24 protein-coding genes are annotated in these 18037 nt (G+C 44.9%); 15 read left to right on the top strand and 9 right to left on the bottom strand.

Annotated features, from left to right (window positions below; genetic code table 11):
• Positions 1-55 precede the first annotated feature (55 nt).
• From NSS94_RS03800 to NSS94_RS03835, 8 genes are all read left to right on the top strand, one after another.
• Positions 56-667, top strand: coding sequence for a pyridoxamine 5'-phosphate oxidase family protein (locus NSS94_RS03800; RefSeq protein WP_069010955.1), 612 nt, complete (start codon positions 56-58; stop codon positions 665-667).
• Positions 668-866: 199 nt separating this feature from the next.
• The gene (locus NSS94_RS03805) at positions 867-1451 is read left to right on the top strand and encodes a TetR/AcrR family transcriptional regulator (protein WP_069010956.1); all 585 of its coding nucleotides are present in this window, start codon (positions 867-869) and stop codon (positions 1449-1451) included.
• Positions 1452-1565: 114 nt separating this feature from the next.
• Entirely contained in the window at positions 1566-1667 is a 102-nt protein-coding gene (locus NSS94_RS03810; RefSeq protein ID WP_014599460.1) for a hypothetical protein, read from the top strand.
• A gap of 350 nt (positions 1668-2017) precedes the next feature.
• Complete coding sequence (locus tag NSS94_RS03815; protein ID WP_069010957.1) at positions 2018-2473, top strand: MerR family transcriptional regulator; 456 nt, start codon at positions 2018-2020, stop codon at positions 2471-2473.
• A gap of 40 nt (positions 2474-2513) precedes the next feature.
• Positions 2514-3725: an MFS transporter gene (locus NSS94_RS03820; RefSeq protein WP_029515832.1), complete on the top strand. Its 1212-nt coding sequence runs from the start codon at positions 2514-2516 to the stop codon at positions 3723-3725.
• 27 nt (positions 3726-3752) lie between these two features.
• Positions 3753-4181, top strand: coding sequence for a universal stress protein (locus tag NSS94_RS03825; RefSeq protein WP_039270609.1), 429 nt, complete (start codon positions 3753-3755; stop codon positions 4179-4181).
• Between the two features lie 42 nt (positions 4182-4223).
• Entirely contained in the window at positions 4224-5642 is a 1419-nt protein-coding gene (locus NSS94_RS03830) for an aldehyde dehydrogenase family protein (protein ID WP_341038696.1), read from the top strand.
• A 556-nt stretch (positions 5643-6198) separates the two neighbouring features.
• Complete coding sequence (locus tag NSS94_RS03835) at positions 6199-6654, top strand: DinB family protein (protein WP_029515829.1); 456 nt, start codon at positions 6199-6201, stop codon at positions 6652-6654.
• A gap of 256 nt (positions 6655-6910) precedes the next feature.
• Here the strand turns inward: NSS94_RS03835 and NSS94_RS03840 are convergent, their stop codons facing one another.
• From NSS94_RS03840 to NSS94_RS03860, 5 genes are all read right to left on the bottom strand, one after another.
• Complete coding sequence (locus NSS94_RS03840) at positions 6911-7705, bottom strand: SDR family oxidoreductase (RefSeq protein ID WP_341038698.1); 795 nt, start codon at positions 7703-7705, stop codon at positions 6911-6913.
• Positions 7706-7789: 84 nt separating this feature from the next.
• On the bottom strand, positions 7790-8116 hold the full coding sequence (locus NSS94_RS03845; protein ID WP_238437996.1) for a DUF1330 domain-containing protein: 327 nt from the start codon (positions 8114-8116) through the stop codon (positions 7790-7792).
• 18 nt (positions 8117-8134) lie between these two features.
• Positions 8135-8485: a nuclear transport factor 2 family protein gene (locus NSS94_RS03850; RefSeq protein WP_341038699.1), complete on the bottom strand. Its 351-nt coding sequence runs from the start codon at positions 8483-8485 to the stop codon at positions 8135-8137.
• 88 nt (positions 8486-8573) lie between these two features.
• The gene (locus tag NSS94_RS03855) at positions 8574-8912 is read right to left on the bottom strand and encodes a helix-turn-helix transcriptional regulator (RefSeq protein WP_341038700.1); all 339 of its coding nucleotides are present in this window, start codon (positions 8910-8912) and stop codon (positions 8574-8576) included.
• Positions 8909-9484: a helix-turn-helix transcriptional regulator gene (locus NSS94_RS03860; protein ID WP_341038703.1), complete on the bottom strand. Its 576-nt coding sequence runs from the start codon at positions 9482-9484 to the stop codon at positions 8909-8911. Before NSS94_RS03860 ends, NSS94_RS03855 begins: the two co-directional genes overlap by 4 nt.
• A 366-nt stretch (positions 9485-9850) precedes the next feature.
• Here NSS94_RS03860 and NSS94_RS03865 point away from each other — a divergent pair, with 366 nt between their 5' ends.
• Positions 9851-10417 carry an NAD(P)H-dependent oxidoreductase gene (locus NSS94_RS03865; protein ID WP_341038705.1) on the top strand — a complete coding sequence of 189 codons (567 nt, stop codon included), beginning with the start codon at positions 9851-9853 and terminating at the stop codon, positions 10415-10417.
• 233 nt (positions 10418-10650) lie between these two features.
• On the opposite strand, the gene NSS94_RS03870 is transcribed toward NSS94_RS03865, so the two are convergent.
• Positions 10651-11157 (bottom strand): hypothetical protein, encoded by a 507-nt coding sequence (locus tag NSS94_RS03870; RefSeq protein ID WP_165148357.1) that lies wholly within the window; start codon positions 11155-11157, stop codon positions 10651-10653.
• Positions 11158-11542: 385 nt separating this feature from the next.
• Positions 11543-12007 carry an AbrB/MazE/SpoVT family DNA-binding domain-containing protein gene (locus NSS94_RS03875; RefSeq protein WP_029515828.1) on the bottom strand — a complete coding sequence of 155 codons (465 nt, stop codon included), beginning with the start codon at positions 12005-12007 and terminating at the stop codon, positions 11543-11545.
• A gap of 573 nt (positions 12008-12580) precedes the next feature.
• Between NSS94_RS03875 and NSS94_RS03880 the strand changes: the two genes are divergently transcribed.
• Together NSS94_RS03880 and NSS94_RS03885 are read left to right on the top strand one after the other, a co-directional pair.
• On the top strand, positions 12581-12952 hold the full coding sequence (locus NSS94_RS03880; protein WP_029515827.1) for a MerR family transcriptional regulator: 372 nt from the start codon (positions 12581-12583) through the stop codon (positions 12950-12952).
• A 265-nt stretch (positions 12953-13217) separates the two neighbouring features.
• The gene (locus NSS94_RS03885; protein ID WP_165148360.1) at positions 13218-13982 is read left to right on the top strand and encodes a MerR family transcriptional regulator; all 765 of its coding nucleotides are present in this window, start codon (positions 13218-13220) and stop codon (positions 13980-13982) included.
• 96 nt (positions 13983-14078) lie between these two features.
• On the opposite strand, the gene NSS94_RS03890 is transcribed toward NSS94_RS03885, so the two are convergent.
• On the bottom strand, positions 14079-14555 hold the full coding sequence (locus NSS94_RS03890; RefSeq protein WP_029515825.1) for a hypothetical protein: 477 nt from the start codon (positions 14553-14555) through the stop codon (positions 14079-14081).
• 90 nt (positions 14556-14645) lie between these two features.
• Positions 14646-15125: a GAF domain-containing protein gene (locus tag NSS94_RS03895; RefSeq protein ID WP_029515824.1), complete on the bottom strand. Its 480-nt coding sequence runs from the start codon at positions 15123-15125 to the stop codon at positions 14646-14648.
• A gap of 272 nt (positions 15126-15397) precedes the next feature.
• Between NSS94_RS03895 and NSS94_RS03900 the strand changes: the two genes are divergently transcribed.
• From NSS94_RS03900 to NSS94_RS03915, 4 genes are all read left to right on the top strand, one after another.
• A complete protein-coding gene (locus tag NSS94_RS03900; protein WP_322251867.1) occupies positions 15398-15703 on the top strand; it encodes a hypothetical protein in 306 nt (101 codons plus the stop codon).
• A 224-nt stretch (positions 15704-15927) separates the two neighbouring features.
• A complete protein-coding gene (locus NSS94_RS03905) occupies positions 15928-16524 on the top strand; it encodes a GNAT family N-acetyltransferase (RefSeq protein WP_341038707.1) in 597 nt (198 codons plus the stop codon).
• Entirely contained in the window at positions 16508-17266 is a 759-nt protein-coding gene (locus tag NSS94_RS03910) for an energy-coupling factor transporter transmembrane component T family protein (protein ID WP_341038708.1), read from the top strand. The genes NSS94_RS03905 and NSS94_RS03910 overlap by 17 nt, the downstream gene beginning before the upstream one ends.
• 156 nt (positions 17267-17422) lie before the next feature.
• Positions 17423-18010 carry an ECF transporter S component gene (locus NSS94_RS03915; protein ID WP_029515820.1) on the top strand — a complete coding sequence of 196 codons (588 nt, stop codon included), beginning with the start codon at positions 17423-17425 and terminating at the stop codon, positions 18008-18010.
• Positions 18011-18037: the final 27 nt, after the last annotated feature.

An 18037-nucleotide genomic window follows, 5' to 3' on the forward strand; every position in this document is an offset into this window, starting at 1 on the left:
TTTTCAACATAATCTGAAATGTATCATTGGTCAATAGATGGAAGGAGAGTTCACTATGAGAAGGAAAGAATTTGCGGTGGCAGAACTAGAGGAAATAGAGCAGTTTCTAAGCGAGGTCAGTTTCGGATTTTTAGGCATGAACAGCGAGGATGGTTTTCCGCGTGTGGTTCCCTTGAATTTCGCTTATGGAAATGGCGTTTTTTATATTCATGGCAGCCGTGCTGGAGAAAAGATGGAACAGATGAAAGAGGATAATCGGGTTACTTTTTCAGCCGCCAAAGAATATGCGCTCATTCCATCTTATTTTACGGATGAACATATGGCATGTCCGGCGACTTCATTTTTTAAAAGCATTACCGTTCGTGGTCATGCGGAGCATGTAGTGGATTTGGAAGAAAAAGCATCGGCCTTTTCCATTTTTATGAGTAAGCTGCAACCGGAAGGCGGGTATGACACGATTGATGCTAGCGATTCTCGGTATGCTTCACGTTTGAAAGGGGTCGCTCTGATCAAAATTGTACCGGAGGATTGGACCGCCAAGTTTAAATTCGGTCAAAATGTCAAAGATCAGGAACGTCAGCAAATTATCGACGGCTTGCAACAACGGGGGCTGGATGATGATCTGACGACGATTGAGATGATGCGCAAATATTGTCCTCATCACTGAGCGTAATAAATCCTGCTCGCTCGCCATCAGATTGGTTAATTATACCTTGTAGGGAGATGCCCTTGATTTTCCGAAACTTTCAGTCCTTCCGTATTAGGACTTTTGAAGGACAGGTATATATCATCCTCAAGCCCGTTGTTCTTACTGCAAAGGAACTTTATAATACGATAGATTTGTGGCGTAAGGGGGCAAGACCGTGATGGGAGCAGGAGTCAGAAGTCGGGAGAGTCGACGGTTGTTACTGGAAGCAGGGGCTGAAGAGTTCGCTCAGACGGGGTTTTATCAGACAAAGGTAAGTTCGATCGCGGCACGCGCAGGATTGACGCAGCCGGATTTTTATATTCATTTTGAAAGCAAGGAACAGATGTATGATGAGCTTGTGGAGAGCTTTCGTACTTTGGTGAATGAAACGGTTCAAAGCATGAAGATAGGCCCGGATCAAAGCGAAGCTGAAATTTTGCAACGGGGACAAGTGTTTCTGGAGGCTATTTTTCGCGTGTTGTCTAACAATCCGGCGATCACCCGTGTCGGATTTTACCAGGCGGCAGACTCGGTGCGCATTAAGGCGGAAATGGCCGAGCATATCAAAAAGCATCTGCTGGCTGCGCAACGATGGGGCTCGTGCCGTGAGGAACTGGACCCTGAACTGATAGCAGAATGCGTGATCGGCTTGATTGAACGGCTGACGTTAACGAAATTGTTGCCTGGACGTGAAAGTCCGTCTGTACTTGCCAAGCAGGCACGAAACCTCCTCTATCACGGCATGCTCGGGTCCGAAGAATAACAGGACTATACAATACCAAACCTAGATTTGGGCGGCAGGCGCGGCATTTGTCCCTATCATGAATGATGGCATAAGCATAAGATGCTCTTGTAAACCATGAAGGGAGGAATCACCATGTCTGGAGTAGGCGCTGGTTATGGAGCTTTTACATCTACAGGAGCGATTCTGGTACTTTTCATTCTGCTCGTTATTATTTCCAAAGCATTCGTCATCTAATTCGTAGCTCATGAATCTGATTTCGGGCGATTTGTTGTAATCGACAGAGGGAGGAGGAACTTAAGATGGGTGAAGTAGAAAGAGGTTGCGGTGGTGGCGGCTACAACATGTTTACTTCCACTGGTGTTATTCTGGTACTCTTCATTTTGCTGGTTATCATCACACGTACCATTTTCATCTAAAGCTATATTCATGGGCTTGAGCGCCGATGCTTCGGGTCTATGACCGTGCTAGTCAAAACAGGAACCGTCTCCAATAGAGGCGGTTTCTTTTTATATCAAAGTTTACGTTGACGTTAACGTTATATAGGCGTAGTATTTATATATAATCTTTTTCATAAGGTGGGTGTCATGGTTACGTATAAAATTGATGAGGTCGCCAAGCAAAGTGGTCTGACGAAGCGAACTATTCGTTATTATGAGGAGATCGGATTATTGCCCTCCCCGCAACGCAGTGAAGGAAATATGCGCCTGTATACGCAGGAGGATGTGGATTTACTAAAAAAAATAGTGAGTGCCAAGGAAGTACTTGGATTCTCCTTGCAAGAGCTTCAGCGTTACATGTCCGCAGCGGAAATGCTCAAGGGTCAGCGGGAGGAATATCGCGAGCGAACGGAGCATTTGCAACCGAACGAGCGACGGGCCATGTTGGAGGATATGGAAGGTACACTGAACGAACAGTTGGAATTAATGGAGGGAAAAATCAACAGCATCCGTTTGCTCCAGACTGAGTTGGAGGAGTTGCGGGTCAGGGTTCGTGAACGCAAAACCCTTTTGGATGAGGAACTTGATCACAACCCATCATAACAAGAACATTTACATTCAGATGTGGAGGTAACATCATAATATGAGTTCACAACATGCATTACCTGAAGAGCTAAAAGAACGCTCAGGCTTGCTGTCTCAACCTAAAGCGGTATGGGCGGTCGCCTTTGCTTGTGTTATTTCATTTATGGGCCTGGGATTGGTCGATCCGATTCTTCCGGCCATTGCCGATCAGCTTCATGCTACGAAAAGCCAAGTGTCATTGCTGTTCACCAGCTATAACCTGGTAACAGGCGTTGCGATGCTGATTACGGGCGTCGTATCTAGTCGATTGGGTGTCAAATGGACGTTACTAACCGGGATTTTGTTTATTATTGTGTTTGCCGGACTTGGCGGCACGGCCAATACAGTTGGCGGAATTGTGGGCTACCGGGCAGGCTGGGGCTTGGGGAACGCTTTGTTTATCGCAACAGCGTTATCTGCGATTGTAGGTCTGTCTACTTCTGGAACAGCTAAAGCAATTATTTTGTATGAAGCGGCCTTGGGCCTCGGGATTTCAGTGGGTCCGCTGCTGGGCGGTGAGTTAGGCTCCATTTCCTGGCGTGGTCCGTTTTTCGGTGTAGCCGGACTAATGGTCGTGGGATTTTTGTTCATTACGTTTATGCTGCCTTCGATTCCAAAGCCCAAAAAACGCGGTTCCATTGCCGATCCGTTCAAAGCGCTTAGTTATCCAGCTTTACTCACGCTCGGTATTGTAGCGTTGTTATATAACTTTGGATTTTTTACGTTGATGGCGTATTCTCCATATGTAATGCATCTGGACGAGCATGGTTTGGGTTATGTATTTTTTGGCTGGGGAATTATGCTAGCCTTTACCTCGGTGTTTGTAGCACCAAAGATTCAAGCACGCTTGAGCGTGGTATCTTCCATTAGTATCATGCTGACGCTATTTGCCATTGATTTAGGTGTTATGGCGATTGGGACGGTAGCTGGCTCGCCAACGACTGTCATTGTCGCCGTCATTGTAGCTGGTATTTTCCTGGGGATTAACAATACATTGATTACAACCGCTGTTATGCAGGCTGCTCCAGTGGAGCGCTCGACAGCATCTGCGGCCTACAGCTTCATGCGGTTTTTGGGCGGGGCCATTTCGCCGTGGCTTGCAGGGAAGCTGTCAGAGTGGTACTCAGCAGAAACCCCGTTTTATTTTGGAGCATTGATGGTCCTGATTGGTGTAGTTGTGCTGATCGGACGTCGTCGACATATGCAGGATATTCAGGTGGATGCACACTAAGATCGAACTTCTGAGGAGGAAAAGAGTATGAGCGAATACAAACATATTCTGGTCGCGATTGATGGTTCGGAACACGCGATGAGGGCGTTGGAGACCGCCAAAACGTTGTCTAAGCAGCTTCAGGGGAACCCGCATCTGACTGTATTGCATGTAAACCCGGCTTTATCCATGAATGAGCCCCCGATTGGGGTCGATGTGGATGAGCGGATCGAAGAGGAAGGTCGTCATATCCTGGAACCTGCATCCGACTATTTAAAGGACGCGGACATCCCTTGCCGTATGTTGGCGGGTCATGGTAATCCGGCGAGTATCATTTGTGAAATTGCAGATCAGGAAAAGGTGGATCTGATCATTATGGGAACACGGGGAAAAGGACTTGTTTCTGAAATGATACTGGGCAGCGTGAGCCATCATGTGATTCAGCATGCACCTTGTCCGGTGCTGACGGTAAAATAGATGGTAAAAGAGACGTTAATATAGAGAAAAGGAGGAAAAAGCATGCAGCAGCATTTATTTATTGGTGGAGAATGGAAAACAGCTTCATCGTATACGACGTTGAAGTCGCCGTATTCCGGCGAGGTCATTGCTGAGGTGGCAGAGGCCACGCCAAAAGATGCCAAGGCTGCTATTCAGGCGGCCTCTGATGCACGCTCGGAGATGCGGGCCATGCCAGCGCACCAGCGGTCAGCCATTTTGGAGAAGCTGGCTGACCTGCTGGAAGAGCGGCGTGAGGATGCAGCGCGCATCATTGCACGCGAAGCGTCAAAACCATGGAAAGCTGCGCTGGCGGAGGTTGATCGGACGGTGCAAACCTATAAGTTCGCAGCTGAAGAAGCCAAACGGATTCACGGGGAAACCATTCCGCTGGATGCCGCACCGGGCGGCGAGGGCCGTATGGCCTACACGCTCAAAGAACCTGTCGGAGTAGTAGGGGCTATTACACCATTTAACTTCCCGATGAATCTGGTCGCTCATAAAGTGGGTCCCGCGCTGGCAGCAGGCAATACAGTCGTATTAAAGCCTGCGGAGCAGACGCCGTTGTCGGCTTACTTAATCGCGGAGCTGCTGGAGCAGGCTGGATTGCCTGCGGGCGCTCTTAACGTGATCAGCGGCGATGGTAAAACCATTGGCGACGTACTTGTCACTGATCCGCGCGTCAGCTATATCACTTTTACCGGTAGCCCGGCGGTCGGTACAGAAATTCGCTCCAAGGCTGGCTTGAAGCGGGTGACGCTGGAGCTGGGTTCCAACGCGGCCGTTATTATCGACCGTGATACGGATGTGGACGGGGTCATCGACCGTTGTGTGAGTGGAGCCTTTGCCAATCAAGGGCAGGTGTGCATATCAGTTCAACGTATTTACGTTGTCGATGAACTGTATGATACCTTTGTATCCCGGTTTATAGAAGCAACTCAACGTTTAAAAATGGGAGATCCGCTAGAGCCGGACACGGATGTATCCGCGCTTATTTCAGCCAAGGATGTCGAACGTGTCCGTGAATGGCTGGAAGAAGCGGTTCAAGCAGGTGCGAGAATCGCTCTGGGTGGCCAAGCCAAGGGAGGTATTTTGGAGCCGACGGTTTTGCTTAATGTGGACCCGACTTCCAAGGTGTCCTGTCGTGAAGTGTTTGCCCCGCTTGTGCTGATTCATTCTGTTAGCTCTATAGATGAAGCCGTAAACCATGTGAATGATTCGATCTATGGCCTGCAGGCGGGAATTTACACACGTAATATCACGACTGCGCTGGATGCAGCAGACAAGCTTGAGGTTGGCGGCGTGGTGATCAATGACATTCCAAGCTTCCGTGTCGACCATATGCCGTATGGTGGTGTGAAGCAAAGTGGCACCGGACGCGAAGGCGTAAAGTATGCCATGGAAGAAATGCTGGAAACAAAGCTGATCGTTATTAAACGGTAAGTAGTTATATAAAAGCCTATCTGATGGACATAGATAATACGTTTTGCGTATGTCTGTTCATTAGATAGGCTTTTTTGGCACCTTCTGCGTGATTGTCAGATGAAAATAAAGTGTTTTCTTAGTGCTAGATTAAGATAAGGCTCCTTTAAATCACTACTGCTACCCGCGTATGTTCTTTAATTAATATTTGAAAATGGAATATAATGGCGGATGGTCGTAGCCCCAAAAAGACAATAACAAAATAGACCTAGCCAAATGATTTTTTAAAAAAGGCAGTGCCTGAGAAGAGTTATGAAATTAAAGTATCAAAGATCTTTCAAGGCTAAACGTAAAAATGAGGATGTTGCAGCAACCAGAGTAGGCTTAATCTCCCATGAGTGCTTCCCAAAAGGGAGCGACAAGCCACTAAACCCTTTGAAAATGCACGTTTCTCCTTGGAAGTTTACAGCAACAAGGAATTCACCCCAAAAAAGGTTGTTTTAGTTCATTCAAATGATTAAACTAACGGTTAACAGTAGGTTCAAGTAATCGATGAGATGAAGAGGGGGAAACCGAAATGAAGACGATCAAGTGCATGATGGACCACCTGTACTGGGCGGACGGACGCATCTTGGACGCGCTCGAGGAGAGTGAGACGAAGAACAAGGACCTTCTGAAGCTGGTTCGGCACGTCGCGGTCGCGGAACGAGTCTGGCTGTCCCGATTGCAGGGCAAGGGCAGCGCGCAATATTCGTTGTGGGAGGAAGCTGAAGACCTGTCGGCGATCCGGACGATGTTCGAAGAAAACGCCGAACAATATCGTGTCTATATCGAAGGGCTCGAGGAATCCGAGTTGGATGAGATGATCGACTATGCGAACCAGAGCGGGGTTCCGTTCCGAACGTCCGTCCGGGACAGCCTGTTGCAGGTCCTCTTACATGGACAATATCACCGGGGACAGATCAACCGGGCACTTCGGATCGAATCGGCAGAGCCTGCCCAAGTCGATTACATCACGTTCGCGAGGCTCTGAAAAGTTCCGCATTGAGAAGGAATGGAAACGCAGTAAAACCGAAATATCCTACTGCACAAGAAATGGCAAAGGTAACTCAGGATGAACTTAGGCAAACTCTAATTGCGATTGGAGCAAAATCGGCTGCTACAAAGCCTCCACGGTTTTAGCAGAGCTGTTTAGGATCAAAGAGAGCCCACACCCTTATAAATTGGAAAATTAATTTGCTTCCAAATACGGTTATGGGCTTATTGATAAAGCGTATTTAGCTTGAGTTTTAGACCGTTGGTACTGTTCCGCCGTCAATATTATATTCACTTCCTGTAATAGAAGCGGCCCGGTCAGATACCAGAAAAGCAACAAGCTCAGCGACTTCTTCTGGTAGTCCTGGACGACCAATTGGAATTCCTCCCAACGAGTCCATCAGTTGCTTTAATGCACTTTCTCGGTCACCTGTCGTCTCAGCAATCCGATCAATCAAACTTTGTGCTGCCTTCGTTTCGATAAAGCCTGGCGCAACTGTATTAATACGAATGCCTTGAGGCGAAAACTGCTTGGCTAACCCTTTGCTGTAAGTAGTTAAAGCTGCTTTGGCTGCAGCATAAGCCAATGTTGCATCATATAGCGGCAAGCGACGTTGAATGGATGAAATATGAATAATAACACCGGCTTCCTTTTCAACCATAGCCGGCAGCAGTCCACGGTCTAAACGGACAGCAGCAAACAGATTGGCGTTAAAAGTTTGCTGCCAATGCTCGTCTGTCAAGATAAGGGCTCCCCCGGATGGGGCTGACGAGCCTCCAACATTGTTGACAAGAATATCTACACCGCCTAGGCGCTCAAGAACGCTGGTTACCACTTTATCTACACCTTCAGGCGTACTAATATCGGCTGGAATAAATAGATCCGGATTTTCTAAATTAACTGGAGTAGTTCGAGCCGTAGTAATTACAGTAGCACCTGCAGCCGTAAGTCTCTTAGCAATAGCCTCTCCCATTCCTTTGGTACCGCCTGTGACCAAGGTCTTTTTACCTTTAAACTCACTTACAATGTTTTCTAATTGAAAACTCATGCGAATAATTCCTCCTGATTTTCACAATGTGGTTGAGAACTACCTCTAGGTATCTTCACTCCGAGTTCACTTGTTTTGCGAACCTTACACACTATCGACAATGATACCTCGGTACCGCCCTCCGCGCAGTCGATGCTTTAGGGCTTTTTGATAGGCTGGACTAAAGTACCAAGCTTGTGCTTCCTCAAAAGTGGGGAATTCCAGGATGGCCAACCCTTCAATATCGGGTCCTTCGAGGACCAGGTATGCGCCATACATTGCTAGGGGTTTGACGGAATGTCCCGCCAAACCTGCCGGTGCCAACTGAGAATAGAGTTGGAGTTCAGTTTGATCGGTACTCTGTTCACGTATAAAAACAACATAAGCGGACATATACGGTTTTCCCTTTCTTGTTTTTTCAGGATTTTGCAAAATCCTCTTTTAATTACTTTATGGGAGTGTAATAATCAGTTCTTTAATTTTATTGTTGTTTACTAGAAATTGATGTTTGAGTAGGAGTGGATCGGGAAGATTCGATTTATCAAAGTCTCCGTCTACTTTCGCAGTTACGACGACGGTATTAATTGTGTCATCCGTATCCACGATCTCGAAGGTGACATTCGGCCCCAATATTTCTGCTTCACACCATGATTTTATGGCATCCATACCTTTGATTTCGCGATGGTTATCCAAGATCAACGCATCTTTATCGAAAGCGGAAGTAAATGTTTCAAGCCGGGATTTGTTCGCTGATGTAAAGTAAGTTTCTACTGCTGGTGGCATGGGTCTATGTGGATTCATTGATTCTTCAACCTCCTATGGTGAGTATGTTGTGAGCGATAACTTCAAACTCATCATAGCAGTGATAATATGACTACATGGTGTCATATTATAGAGGATCATTTAAATTTCTTTTCATCGTTTCTAAATGAGACAATATTCTTGTACGTACTTGTTCGGGGCTAACCTTTATAAAGAGGGGACCAAAGGACAGCAGATAACTGTCCAGCCAATTGCCTACGGGAAATTGTGCCGTGACGGTATAAGAGCCGTCTTCCTTCTGAGTAATTGTTTTCTCGGCAAATTCATCGTATACGCGGTAAGCACCTTGAGCAGAAATGTGAAGAGTTACTTCAATGGTATCAAGCAAATTGTTCATTTTTGTATCTGTAGATGCTACGACCGTTCTTGGCTCATAACTAATTTCGGAAACTATAATCTCTTTCATTCGGCTAATCTTAAATACACGAGACTTTCGGTATTTAAACAGTAACCTTCCACATACCAGGATTTATCTTTAAACAATAGCTTGGCAGGTTCGACGCTACGATAACTCTGTTCCCCGGCGACGTTATAATAGCGGAACTTTATAACATGGTTTGTAATTATTGCGTTGCGTATGAGTGTAAATAGCTGTCTCTGACTGTTTTGGCTTCCCCATGGCGAAAAATCTACCTCGATCCAGTTACCCATGTCTTTTTTAAAAAGCCTACTCAATTTGTTCAGCACTTCTTCTACCTGTGGAATGGTAGCGGTGGCCACACTCTGAAGGGCCATTAAGATATCATCTTGTTCCTGCTCGGACAGTAAAGAGGTGTTAAAGACATAACCCTCCATCAATGATATTCCGCCACCCTTGCCTCTACTGCTGTAGATGGGAATCCCAGCTGCGCTTAAGACATCTATGTCCCGATAAATGGTTCGTGTGGAAACCTCAAAATGTTCTGCCAATTCATCAGCAGTCACTTTTTTCTTATGGAGTAACATATAAACAATTTCGAAATGTCTGCTTAGCGGCATACGCTTCACCTCTCTAGGAGCATACACCTAATAACATGACATTATAAAGTCATATTAAGTGATTGTTTGACACCACACCCTAATGGACATCAAATGGGGGACCAATCTTTTATATAAAGTTGAACAAAAAGCCCTTGCATAGTAAAAAGGAATATACTATACTAAGGCCAAATTAGTTAGTGATTGATCAATTACTAACTAAATTAACAAGCAAAGGAGGTGATATCCATGAGTAGGATTCAACTCAAGTTCATCGATGGTATCTTCATTGGGATTATTGGCTTATGCATATTCAGTTGGTTGGGATAGTATGAAATATAGTAATTGATCAATCACTTATTTTATTGATAAATGGAGGTAACAACAATGAAACATCTTATTATTTACGCACATCCATCTGAGGGAAGTTTTAATCATGCGATTTTGACAACAGCAGTCGAGGGGCTAAAGCAAAAAGGACATGATGTGGTTGTTCGTGATCTATATGCAATCAATTTTCAACCTGTGGTTAGCAGTAGCGAGGTCATTGGAGACATTGGAGAAGATGTTGTACGGGAGCAGGAGTATTTGCAATGGGCAGAGGTAATCACCTTTATTTATCCTATTTGGTGGACGGGGATGCCAGCTATTATGAAGGGGTATATTGACCGCGTATTCTCCTACGGATTTGCTTATAAATATGTAAATGGAGTGCAGATGGGACTGCTCAAGGGAAAGAAGGCTATTATTCTCAATACGCAGGGAAAATCACGTGCGGAATATGCCAGCATTGGTATGGATCAAGCACTTCGCTTGACGTCCGACAAAGGCATATTTGAATATTGTGGACTTGATGTCATGTATCATCTATTTTTTGAGTCGGTACCCCAATCTGATGAAGATACGCGTAAAGAGTGGCTTAACCAGATTGCAGACATGGCTAGCAAATCCTAATATTTATGTTCAGAGCCAGTGGCTAACCCAAAAGACATCGCGTGCATTTGCAGGCGACGCCTTTTGGTTGGTCCAATATTGAATGTCACTTCAGTAGTGGTCGCGAAATGTGGTTGTAACGGCCCCATCGAACGATGAGAAGAATGTTTTGACAAGGCATCATATGTGCAAACGTACTCGTTGGAATGGGCAATGTTGCTACAAATCGAGATAATGCATCTTAGAGAATTTAGTTAATCAATTGAAACAATTTGCCATGCGCCATCTTTATCTTTTTCAAAGTAGAAGGTATATCGTATATCGGGTGAATATCCTTCTTCATTATTCAGCCGTTCCCCTACAACGGGTATCAATGTCCGATTATTTTCTTTTATAGCTCCAGCAATACCAGTAAACTTCACCGGATGATCGAAGAGGTAATCGTGACCTGTTCCAACGTCTGGACCGAGCGTAGCATGGAATTGTTCCAAATCTTTTGACACGAAGGCAGCTATTACTGCTTTGAGTTTTGTTATCATGGCATCTTCAATTAGAGGATCTTTAACATCATTCCATTTGATCTCGTCTAAGCTTTGCAGGGCGGCTGGTTGATCTGTTCCTTCTTTGACTACCGTTTCTGAGGTTGTTGGTACTGTTTCATTGGTAGATGTATCTGTTGTTTCCTGCTTTCCACAACCAGCAAACACACTTACACTTACGGAAAGTATAAGAATAGAAAAAATTTGAGCAGGTTTGTTCATATTAGGTTCACACATCCTTTCTCTATCTATAAAACGAATACTATTTTTTTATGAGGAGAAGATGTAATGAAATGACGAAAAACTGACGAAAAGAAAAAGTATAGGATGTTTTACTACAGAAAAATGAATAAATAAATGAAATGACCTTCTCTAATTAAAGAAGGCCATTTTTTAATTCAGGAACCAATATTAAATGTAGCACTGCCTTTTGCTATAGGCGTTCTCGCTTGTAAGTCATTCAGTGGGTCTTTATACCTGGTTTGGAATTTTCGCATGGACGTTTTTGCATTTTGTCGGTTAGCTATGATGCTGCGTATCACGGTTCAAAAGTAGCTGTACATGATGAAATCACTGGTGTATATCTATGTAGGGTATCAAGCTGTGGTTATAGCATTTTTTTGAGCTGGGATATACGGGCTTGGGAAACCTCAAGTATTTTGGCATATTCGTGCTGTGCTGCATTGGGGTGCTTTTGCATTAATTCTTTTAGACTTTCGATCATCTGTTGTGTCGATCGCCGCAGACGTTTGGACTCTTTATTAGATCGTTGTGAGTTGGATAAAGCTGATTTGGCTGGTCTTAGGACTGGGCTGAAATTTACCCCCTTCTTTAAACTCTCAATACATTCCCCGCAAATAAAGCTGTCTCTAAAATAAGTTAATTGTTCTGTTGAACCACACATTTTACACGTCACCCCAGTATATTTTCGAAAGGCGAGAATACCAGTTTCCTCATCTGCAAAAATCTCAACAGGATCACCCACATTATAATCCATGGAAATTCGCATTTCTTTGGGAATAACGATACGGCCTAACGCATCTAGGGGACGTGTCATACCTGTACTTTTCAAATGATAACCTCCTTTTTTTATATCCTTATAATACTAAATAGTTATGATAAAAAAGAATAGGCTTAGAGAAGCAATCGCATATATTTAGTAAACTGTTGAAAAGTATACAAGTAATTACCAATATGTGTTTATTTATTGAGGGGTGTGTGAGGGTAATTATAAAGAATTACCGATATATATTCATAAATAATATTCTAGTTGGCAATAAAATTTTTAGTAATACCGGATAAGGAGCAAGCTGTGGTGGCAATCGATTCCCATGCTGTATGAGGTGGCGTTTGGTGTGTAGAATTGGATGCAATATAAGGCGGTGCGGGTATGAACTCGATTAGCACGTGAAGGTCTTCAGACCGACCAGATTGTGGACGATATTATCAGCCATGTTGACGATTTTGGTTATGAGGCACAAATGCCCACGTTCTATTTTCTGTCCGGACTGACGGGCAATAAGAAGGTTGCCTCGCTGCTGTAAGGTAGTAGGAATCTTAATTTTGCACTCTTTACTATGAAAACTTATACTTATCGTTAAAGCTGACTTGAAGAGAAAATATAAGAATGAGGAGGGGAATAACCATGTACTCCATTAAAGAAGTTCAAATCAAGAGCGGATTGCCCGCATCTACCCTTCGTTATTATGAAAAAGAAGGCATATTACCTGATGTCGGTCGGGATGAAGGGGGAAGAAGGGTATATACCGAAAAACAAATCGATTGGATCAGGTTCCTTATGGCTATGAAAGATACAGGGATGACCATTGAAGAAATTAAGGCATACCTTGAGCTAAATGTAAAAGGAGAAGCCACAATCCAAGAGAGAAGAGATTTCCTTGTAGCCCACAAAAAGAAGGTGGAGGAACATGTGGCACAAACGCAGCACAATTTGGAGAAAATTATTCAAAAGATAGCTTTTTATGATCGTGTGGTTATGGGAAAAAGCCTCTCTTAGGTATCGTTTGATCTGTAAATAGTGGTTAAGTCAAATCGAATATATGGAGCCCCCAGCATATTTGAAAATGCTCGTTGGTGGGCTTTTTTTTGCATAGTTATCTAAAGATGCCGATTGTAGGTCGCAAGTATGAAAAATGGTTGGTAAATGAGCGGTTCACAATGCGCTTATAGGGTAAAAGTGTAGTACCAAGGTGGGCAAGTGGGGGCGTTGACTCTCACGCCACGTGAGACTGTAGACTGTCAAGCAAGGGAGGTGAAGCGGAATGGCTTATACGGTGAAGGAAGTATCTAATCTGTCGGGAATCAGCGTACGAACCTTGCATTATTATGATGAAATAGGATTGCTGAAACCGCATCATATTGGAAATAATGGATATCGCTATTACGAACAGGAACAACTGTTGAGGCTTCAGCAAATCATGGTATATAGGGAACTGGATTTGCCTTTATCTGAAATTGGAAATATGCTGGAGCAAACCAAGGAACAAAAGGCCGAGGTTTTGCAAGAGCATCGAGCCAAGGTCGAGGCCAAAGTCTTCCGCTTGCATACTCTCCTACAAACCATCGACGAAACGGTGGCTCATTTGAAAGGGGAACAAGCAATGAAACCAGAGCAAATGTACCAAGGGTTTAACCCGGAAAAGCAGGAAATGTATGAACATGATTTGACAGACCGTTATGGTCAAGAGGCTCAGAAAACAATTCAGGAGAGCAAGACGGCGACGGAGAACTGGAGCAAAGAGGATTATTTGGATTCACAGGCAGAGGCTGACCAGATTCATCGACGGCTGGCTGAAGCCATGAATAAAGGATTGAAGCATAACAGTGAAGAAGTACAGGCGCTGATCCGCCGTCATCTTCAATGGGTAAGCCGATTTTATACTCCTACCGCAGAAATTTATAGCGGGCTGGGAGACTTGTATGTCGAGCATGAGGATTTCAATAAAATGTATGAAGGCTATCGCCCCGGGCTGGCTGAGTATTTGCGAGACGGAATGAAGGTGCTGGCCGAACGGGAATTAAACTAGCAACAGCTGATGAAAGGGCTTAAATGATATGAAAAAGAGGTGAACAACAAGCCGATTTGACGGCCTGCTGTTCACCCTTTTTTTGTGTAAAACAGCTTACATGCTGCTTGGTACTGTTCTCATGCCTTGCTGACTGCTGTTTCCGAACTGCTGCATGTTACCACTGCCTGCAAAATGCTGTCCGGTCGACCCCATATGCTGCGGAAAGCTGTGATTCATGTGGCTTCCTGCACTAAAGGTGGATGGTTGCATACTACGGGAAGCATAGTTATCGCCAAATCCAGGCTGAGTCATTTGGCTGCTCGAGCGGATAGTGTTTTCCAGCTGACTACACAGTTGAATAACTTGTTGGTATTGTTGCATAGCTTTTTGGTGGTCCTGGATTGCGGTTTGGATCATTTGAGCTGCATTACGTTCACGTTGCATCAGGTTTTCAAGGCTGGATGCATTTTGTTGCTCTTGTTGCAGCAACTGCTGATACATGGCGGTTCCTTGCTGTGTTTGTTGTGCCAATTGCTGAATAATTTGTTCACATTGATGAAGTTGTTGTTGTGGAGCCATGTTGTTGAACATTGATCATCAATCTCCTTCGCCGGATAGTTTTGGGTTTCAGACCCTCCTATATTGTGGCGAAGGAAGACGATATATATGCGCTGTTTTTGGTTATAGGCTGGCTAACAGAATAGCCGTAAATTCCTCTAGGAATACACGATCTTCGTGATCAAAACGACCTTTAAGTGGGCTGTCAATGTCCAGCACTCCTATCAGCTCCCCATTCTTGACAAGGGGAATAACGATTTCACTATTGGAAGCAGCGTCACAGGCAATATGTCCTGGAAACGCATGTACATCATCTATAACAAGCGTTCGTTGTTCTGCTGCTGCGGTACCGCATACGCCACGTCCCAATGGAATCCGTATACATGCAGGCAAGCCCTGGAAAGGACCAAGTACAAGCTCAGTGCCATCATAAAGATAGAAACCGCTCCAGTTAATATTTGGAAGGAAGTGACCGAGTAATGCTGAAGCATTTGCCAGATTAGCAATGGTATTGGATTCATCATGAATCAGTGCCCGGAGTTGTCCGAGAACGGATTCGAATTGTTCATGACGTGTGCCTTCGTAAGGTATAGTTTGAAACATGTAGAGTTCACGCTCCTAACATTAAATTTTCACATGAAGTGTTGTATATATCGCCAAAAATAGGTAATTATGCAATTCGCTTTTACCATTGGTTAATTAATTTAAGATATAACGATTGTGCATATTCAGTCAAGTGGAAAACTATACGTTTTAGCGGGGCAAACAATATCGAAAGTAATTCAGCAAGGGTTGCCCTCATCTGTTTCCAGCTTATCCTCTATGGGTAAAAACAGTGTAACATGGTTGGCCTAGGCCAGAGAGGAGTTACAATTATGCATGCAGATGTTCAGAACTTGTTTATCCGTATACAGATGCTTTCTTATGCACATCAGAACGATCTCACGATAAGAGATATTCAACCTGTGTTGGAAGAGCGCGGTTACCGTGTAGGAGAACGTGAGGTCAAGCAGGAGCTTGAAAACCTGACGCAGGAAAACTTTCTGACACCGCATGATGATATGTACAGCATTACCGGTGCAGGGATCGATGAATTACAGGAAATTCAGTCGATGCTGGACGTACTGTACAAGGATGTTGTGAAGAAAACGACACGCACCACTACCCGTGTCTCTTCTTAAAGGGCTTAGATGCTCAATACTTTTGATTCGGAAGACAAGCTCTCAAACGGTTTAATCTCTTATAAAATAGAAGATGCCCTTCTAATTCCTAATCCTAGGAACAGAAGGGCATCTTCTATATATATAAGTTTCTCAGCTTTAAATAAGGTTGTGTTTGTTGAAGGTGTATGCTTAAATGTAGCGTATATTTATTGTCATTTTAAATGCTGGAAGGATGATTGAACATGTGTGCATATGCATGTAAGGGGCATATACCACCGCTGGAGAGTCCGCGTCTTCGGCTGCGAAGGATGGAAAGCGGGGATGCGGCTACGATGTTCGCTTGCTGGTCTGACCCGGAGGTTCACCGTTATATGAACCTTTCTGGTATGTCAGGGCGTGAGGACGCAGAGGATATGATTGAGCTGTTGAATGAGCTGGCGAAGACGGAGGATGCGTTGCGCTGGGGAATAGAGTTGAAGGAGAGCGGAAAGTTAATTGGAAGCTGTGGTTTTAATTACTGGCAGACGGAGGGAGCTTATAAAGCTGAGATTGGTTATGAGATAGCGAAGCTTTATTGGCGACAGGGTTACATGACCGAGGCGCTACGCTTGGTGCTGTCATTCGGGTATAACACGATTCGGTTGAATCGGATCGAAGCGCTGGTGGACCCGCGCAATACAGGCTCGCAAGCTCTGCTGTCCTCGATGGGTTGGACACAGGAAGGACTGTTGCGGCAGGTACAGCATACATCTACAGGCTTTAAGGATATGCTAATGTATTCTTTACTGCATGAAGAATGGCTCAGACTGGAGGCACAACGAAATGCTGTTTCAGTATAACGGCGGTTCATCGCCGCTGCATAGGCTAGGGCCGTTAAGTAAGCTAATATGGGTGGGATGTTTTAGCCTCCTGTCGATGGCTTGGGATTCGACGCTGCGGGAAGCAGCACTCTTGGCTGTACTGATTGCTGTGGCTGGCTTGGGCGCACGTTTGCTCTTAGCACGCCAGCTTCGGGCTATGTCATTCCTGATTGGGTTAGGCATCCCATATTTTATATTGTCTATCCTAGCGATTCGAGAAGGACATCCCGTGGCTTCATGGGGACCCATTGTCATTACAGCAGAGGGACTGGACATCGCAGGGGCGTTAACGTTGCGGATTTTTGTGTTGTTTTTGGCGTCTTATATCTATCTCTCGACGACCGATCCCCGAGATTTTGTGCAGGCATTGAATCTGCGCTTGCGTGTTCCTTATCGGTTTGCGTTCGGTATTTCAGTGGCACTGACGTTTCTCCCCTTATTGGAAGAAGAAGGGCGAACCATTATGGCAGCACGGCGTGTTCGTGGACAGGAACCACCACGAGGGTGGAGCCATCGGTTATCATGGTGGAGCGGGTATGCGGCTGCCGTGTTGGTGAATGCTGTAAGACGGGTTCAGCAGACGGCGCTGGCTATGGAGGGCAAAGGTTTCGGTGCTTATGCGGAACGGACTTATCTTCGTACACTGAAGAATGGGCGTTTAGGCAACTTATGTGCTGTGACTGCTGTAGTAGCTACGGCTGTTTTAGGGTGGAGCTTATAAAGTGAAGCCTCTTATTTTTAGTCTTATTGTCAACCTATGAAATATAATTAGGTTGACAATAAGACTGCAGATGAATACATTTATACAGTAGCAGCTTGTATAAGGATCAGAGCTGCAATCTTATAGATTAGATAGGGAGAGGAGTCAAGAATACATATGAAGGAATCTCGTATGTTTGCAAAGTTTACAACGCTGGATATCGTACTCATGGCGATGCTGGCCACGTTGAACGGCGTCATGACCGTGTATTTGTCGCTCATTAACAAAACATTAAACAGTCTGGGAGGGCCTATCGCAACTTCCACTATTGTCGGTCTGTACATGATATACGGTTTGTTGGCCTATTATATTATTCGTAAGCCGGGTACGGCGGTTATTGCTTATGCTTTTGGTGCGGTAGTGCAGTCTTTTATGGGCTCTGCCTATGGAATTGCTTCTATTATTGCGGCGGCTGTCTGCTATATGATTGCGGCTGAGTTGGTATTTGCCTTGTTGCGGTATCGGCGCTGGAACGCAGTTTCGCTGATGCTAGTGGGTGGGGCTATGGTTCCGCTGTGGTTTATTGTGGCAGCCAATATGTTTGGCTATATGCATTGGGGGTGGAAGGTGCTGACGATTGCACTGGTCGTTCGTATCCTGAGCGGCATTGTCCTGTGTGGTCTGCTGACGAAAGTGCTGGGCGATGCCTTAAATCGTACGGGACTGTTAAAACGGTTTGAACTAGGACGCGCTTCACGTGCATAGCCGTGGGTGGCTATGCATGTGGTTATA

The organism is Paenibacillus sp. FSL L8-0644 (assembly GCF_038008165.1).
In the GTDB taxonomy this organism is placed as follows: Bacteria; Bacillota; Bacilli; order Paenibacillales; family Paenibacillaceae; genus Paenibacillus; species Paenibacillus polymyxa_D.

Bases quoted from the DNA above. Each gene is read 5' to 3' on its own strand.
- NSS94_RS03800 (WP_069010955.1), top strand. From the start codon at position 56: ATGAGAAGGAAAGAATTTGCGGTGGCAGAACTAGAGGAAATAGAGCAG.
- NSS94_RS03805 (WP_069010956.1), top strand. From the start codon at position 867: ATGGGAGCAGGAGTCAGAAGTCGGGAGAGTCGACGGTTGTTACTGGAA.
- NSS94_RS03810 (WP_014599460.1), top strand. From the start codon at position 1,566: ATGTCTGGAGTAGGCGCTGGTTATGGAGCTTTTACATCTACAGGAGCG.
- NSS94_RS03815 (WP_069010957.1), top strand. From the start codon at position 2,018: ATGGTTACGTATAAAATTGATGAGGTCGCCAAGCAAAGTGGTCTGACG.
- NSS94_RS03820 (WP_029515832.1), top strand. From the start codon at position 2,514: ATGAGTTCACAACATGCATTACCTGAAGAGCTAAAAGAACGCTCAGGC.
- NSS94_RS03825 (WP_039270609.1), top strand. From the start codon at position 3,753: ATGAGCGAATACAAACATATTCTGGTCGCGATTGATGGTTCGGAACAC.
- NSS94_RS03830 (WP_341038696.1), top strand. From the start codon at position 4,224: ATGCAGCAGCATTTATTTATTGGTGGAGAATGGAAAACAGCTTCATCG.
- NSS94_RS03835 (WP_029515829.1), top strand. From the start codon at position 6,199: ATGAAGACGATCAAGTGCATGATGGACCACCTGTACTGGGCGGACGGA.
- NSS94_RS03840 (WP_341038698.1), bottom strand. From the start codon at position 7,705: ATGAGTTTTCAATTAGAAAACATTGTAAGTGAGTTTAAAGGTAAAAAG.
- NSS94_RS03850 (WP_341038699.1), bottom strand. From the start codon at position 8,485: ATGAATCCACATAGACCCATGCCACCAGCAGTAGAAACTTACTTTACA.
- NSS94_RS03855 (WP_341038700.1), bottom strand. From the start codon at position 8,912: ATGAAAGAGATTATAGTTTCCGAAATTAGTTATGAGCCAAGAACGGTC.
- NSS94_RS03860 (WP_341038703.1), bottom strand. From the start codon at position 9,484: ATGCCGCTAAGCAGACATTTCGAAATTGTTTATATGTTACTCCATAAG.
- NSS94_RS03865 (WP_341038705.1), top strand. From the start codon at position 9,851: ATGAAACATCTTATTATTTACGCACATCCATCTGAGGGAAGTTTTAAT.
- NSS94_RS03870 (WP_165148357.1), bottom strand. From the start codon at position 11,157: ATGAACAAACCTGCTCAAATTTTTTCTATTCTTATACTTTCCGTAAGT.
- NSS94_RS03880 (WP_029515827.1), top strand. From the start codon at position 12,581: ATGTACTCCATTAAAGAAGTTCAAATCAAGAGCGGATTGCCCGCATCT.
- NSS94_RS03885 (WP_165148360.1), top strand. From the start codon at position 13,218: ATGGCTTATACGGTGAAGGAAGTATCTAATCTGTCGGGAATCAGCGTA.
- NSS94_RS03890 (WP_029515825.1), bottom strand. From the start codon at position 14,555: ATGTTCAACAACATGGCTCCACAACAACAACTTCATCAATGTGAACAA.
- NSS94_RS03895 (WP_029515824.1), bottom strand. From the start codon at position 15,125: ATGTTTCAAACTATACCTTACGAAGGCACACGTCATGAACAATTCGAA.
- NSS94_RS03900 (WP_322251867.1), top strand. From the start codon at position 15,398: ATGCATGCAGATGTTCAGAACTTGTTTATCCGTATACAGATGCTTTCT.
- NSS94_RS03905 (WP_341038707.1), top strand. From the start codon at position 15,928: ATGTGTGCATATGCATGTAAGGGGCATATACCACCGCTGGAGAGTCCG.
- NSS94_RS03910 (WP_341038708.1), top strand. From the start codon at position 16,508: ATGCTGTTTCAGTATAACGGCGGTTCATCGCCGCTGCATAGGCTAGGG.
- NSS94_RS03915 (WP_029515820.1), top strand. From the start codon at position 17,423: ATGAAGGAATCTCGTATGTTTGCAAAGTTTACAACGCTGGATATCGTA.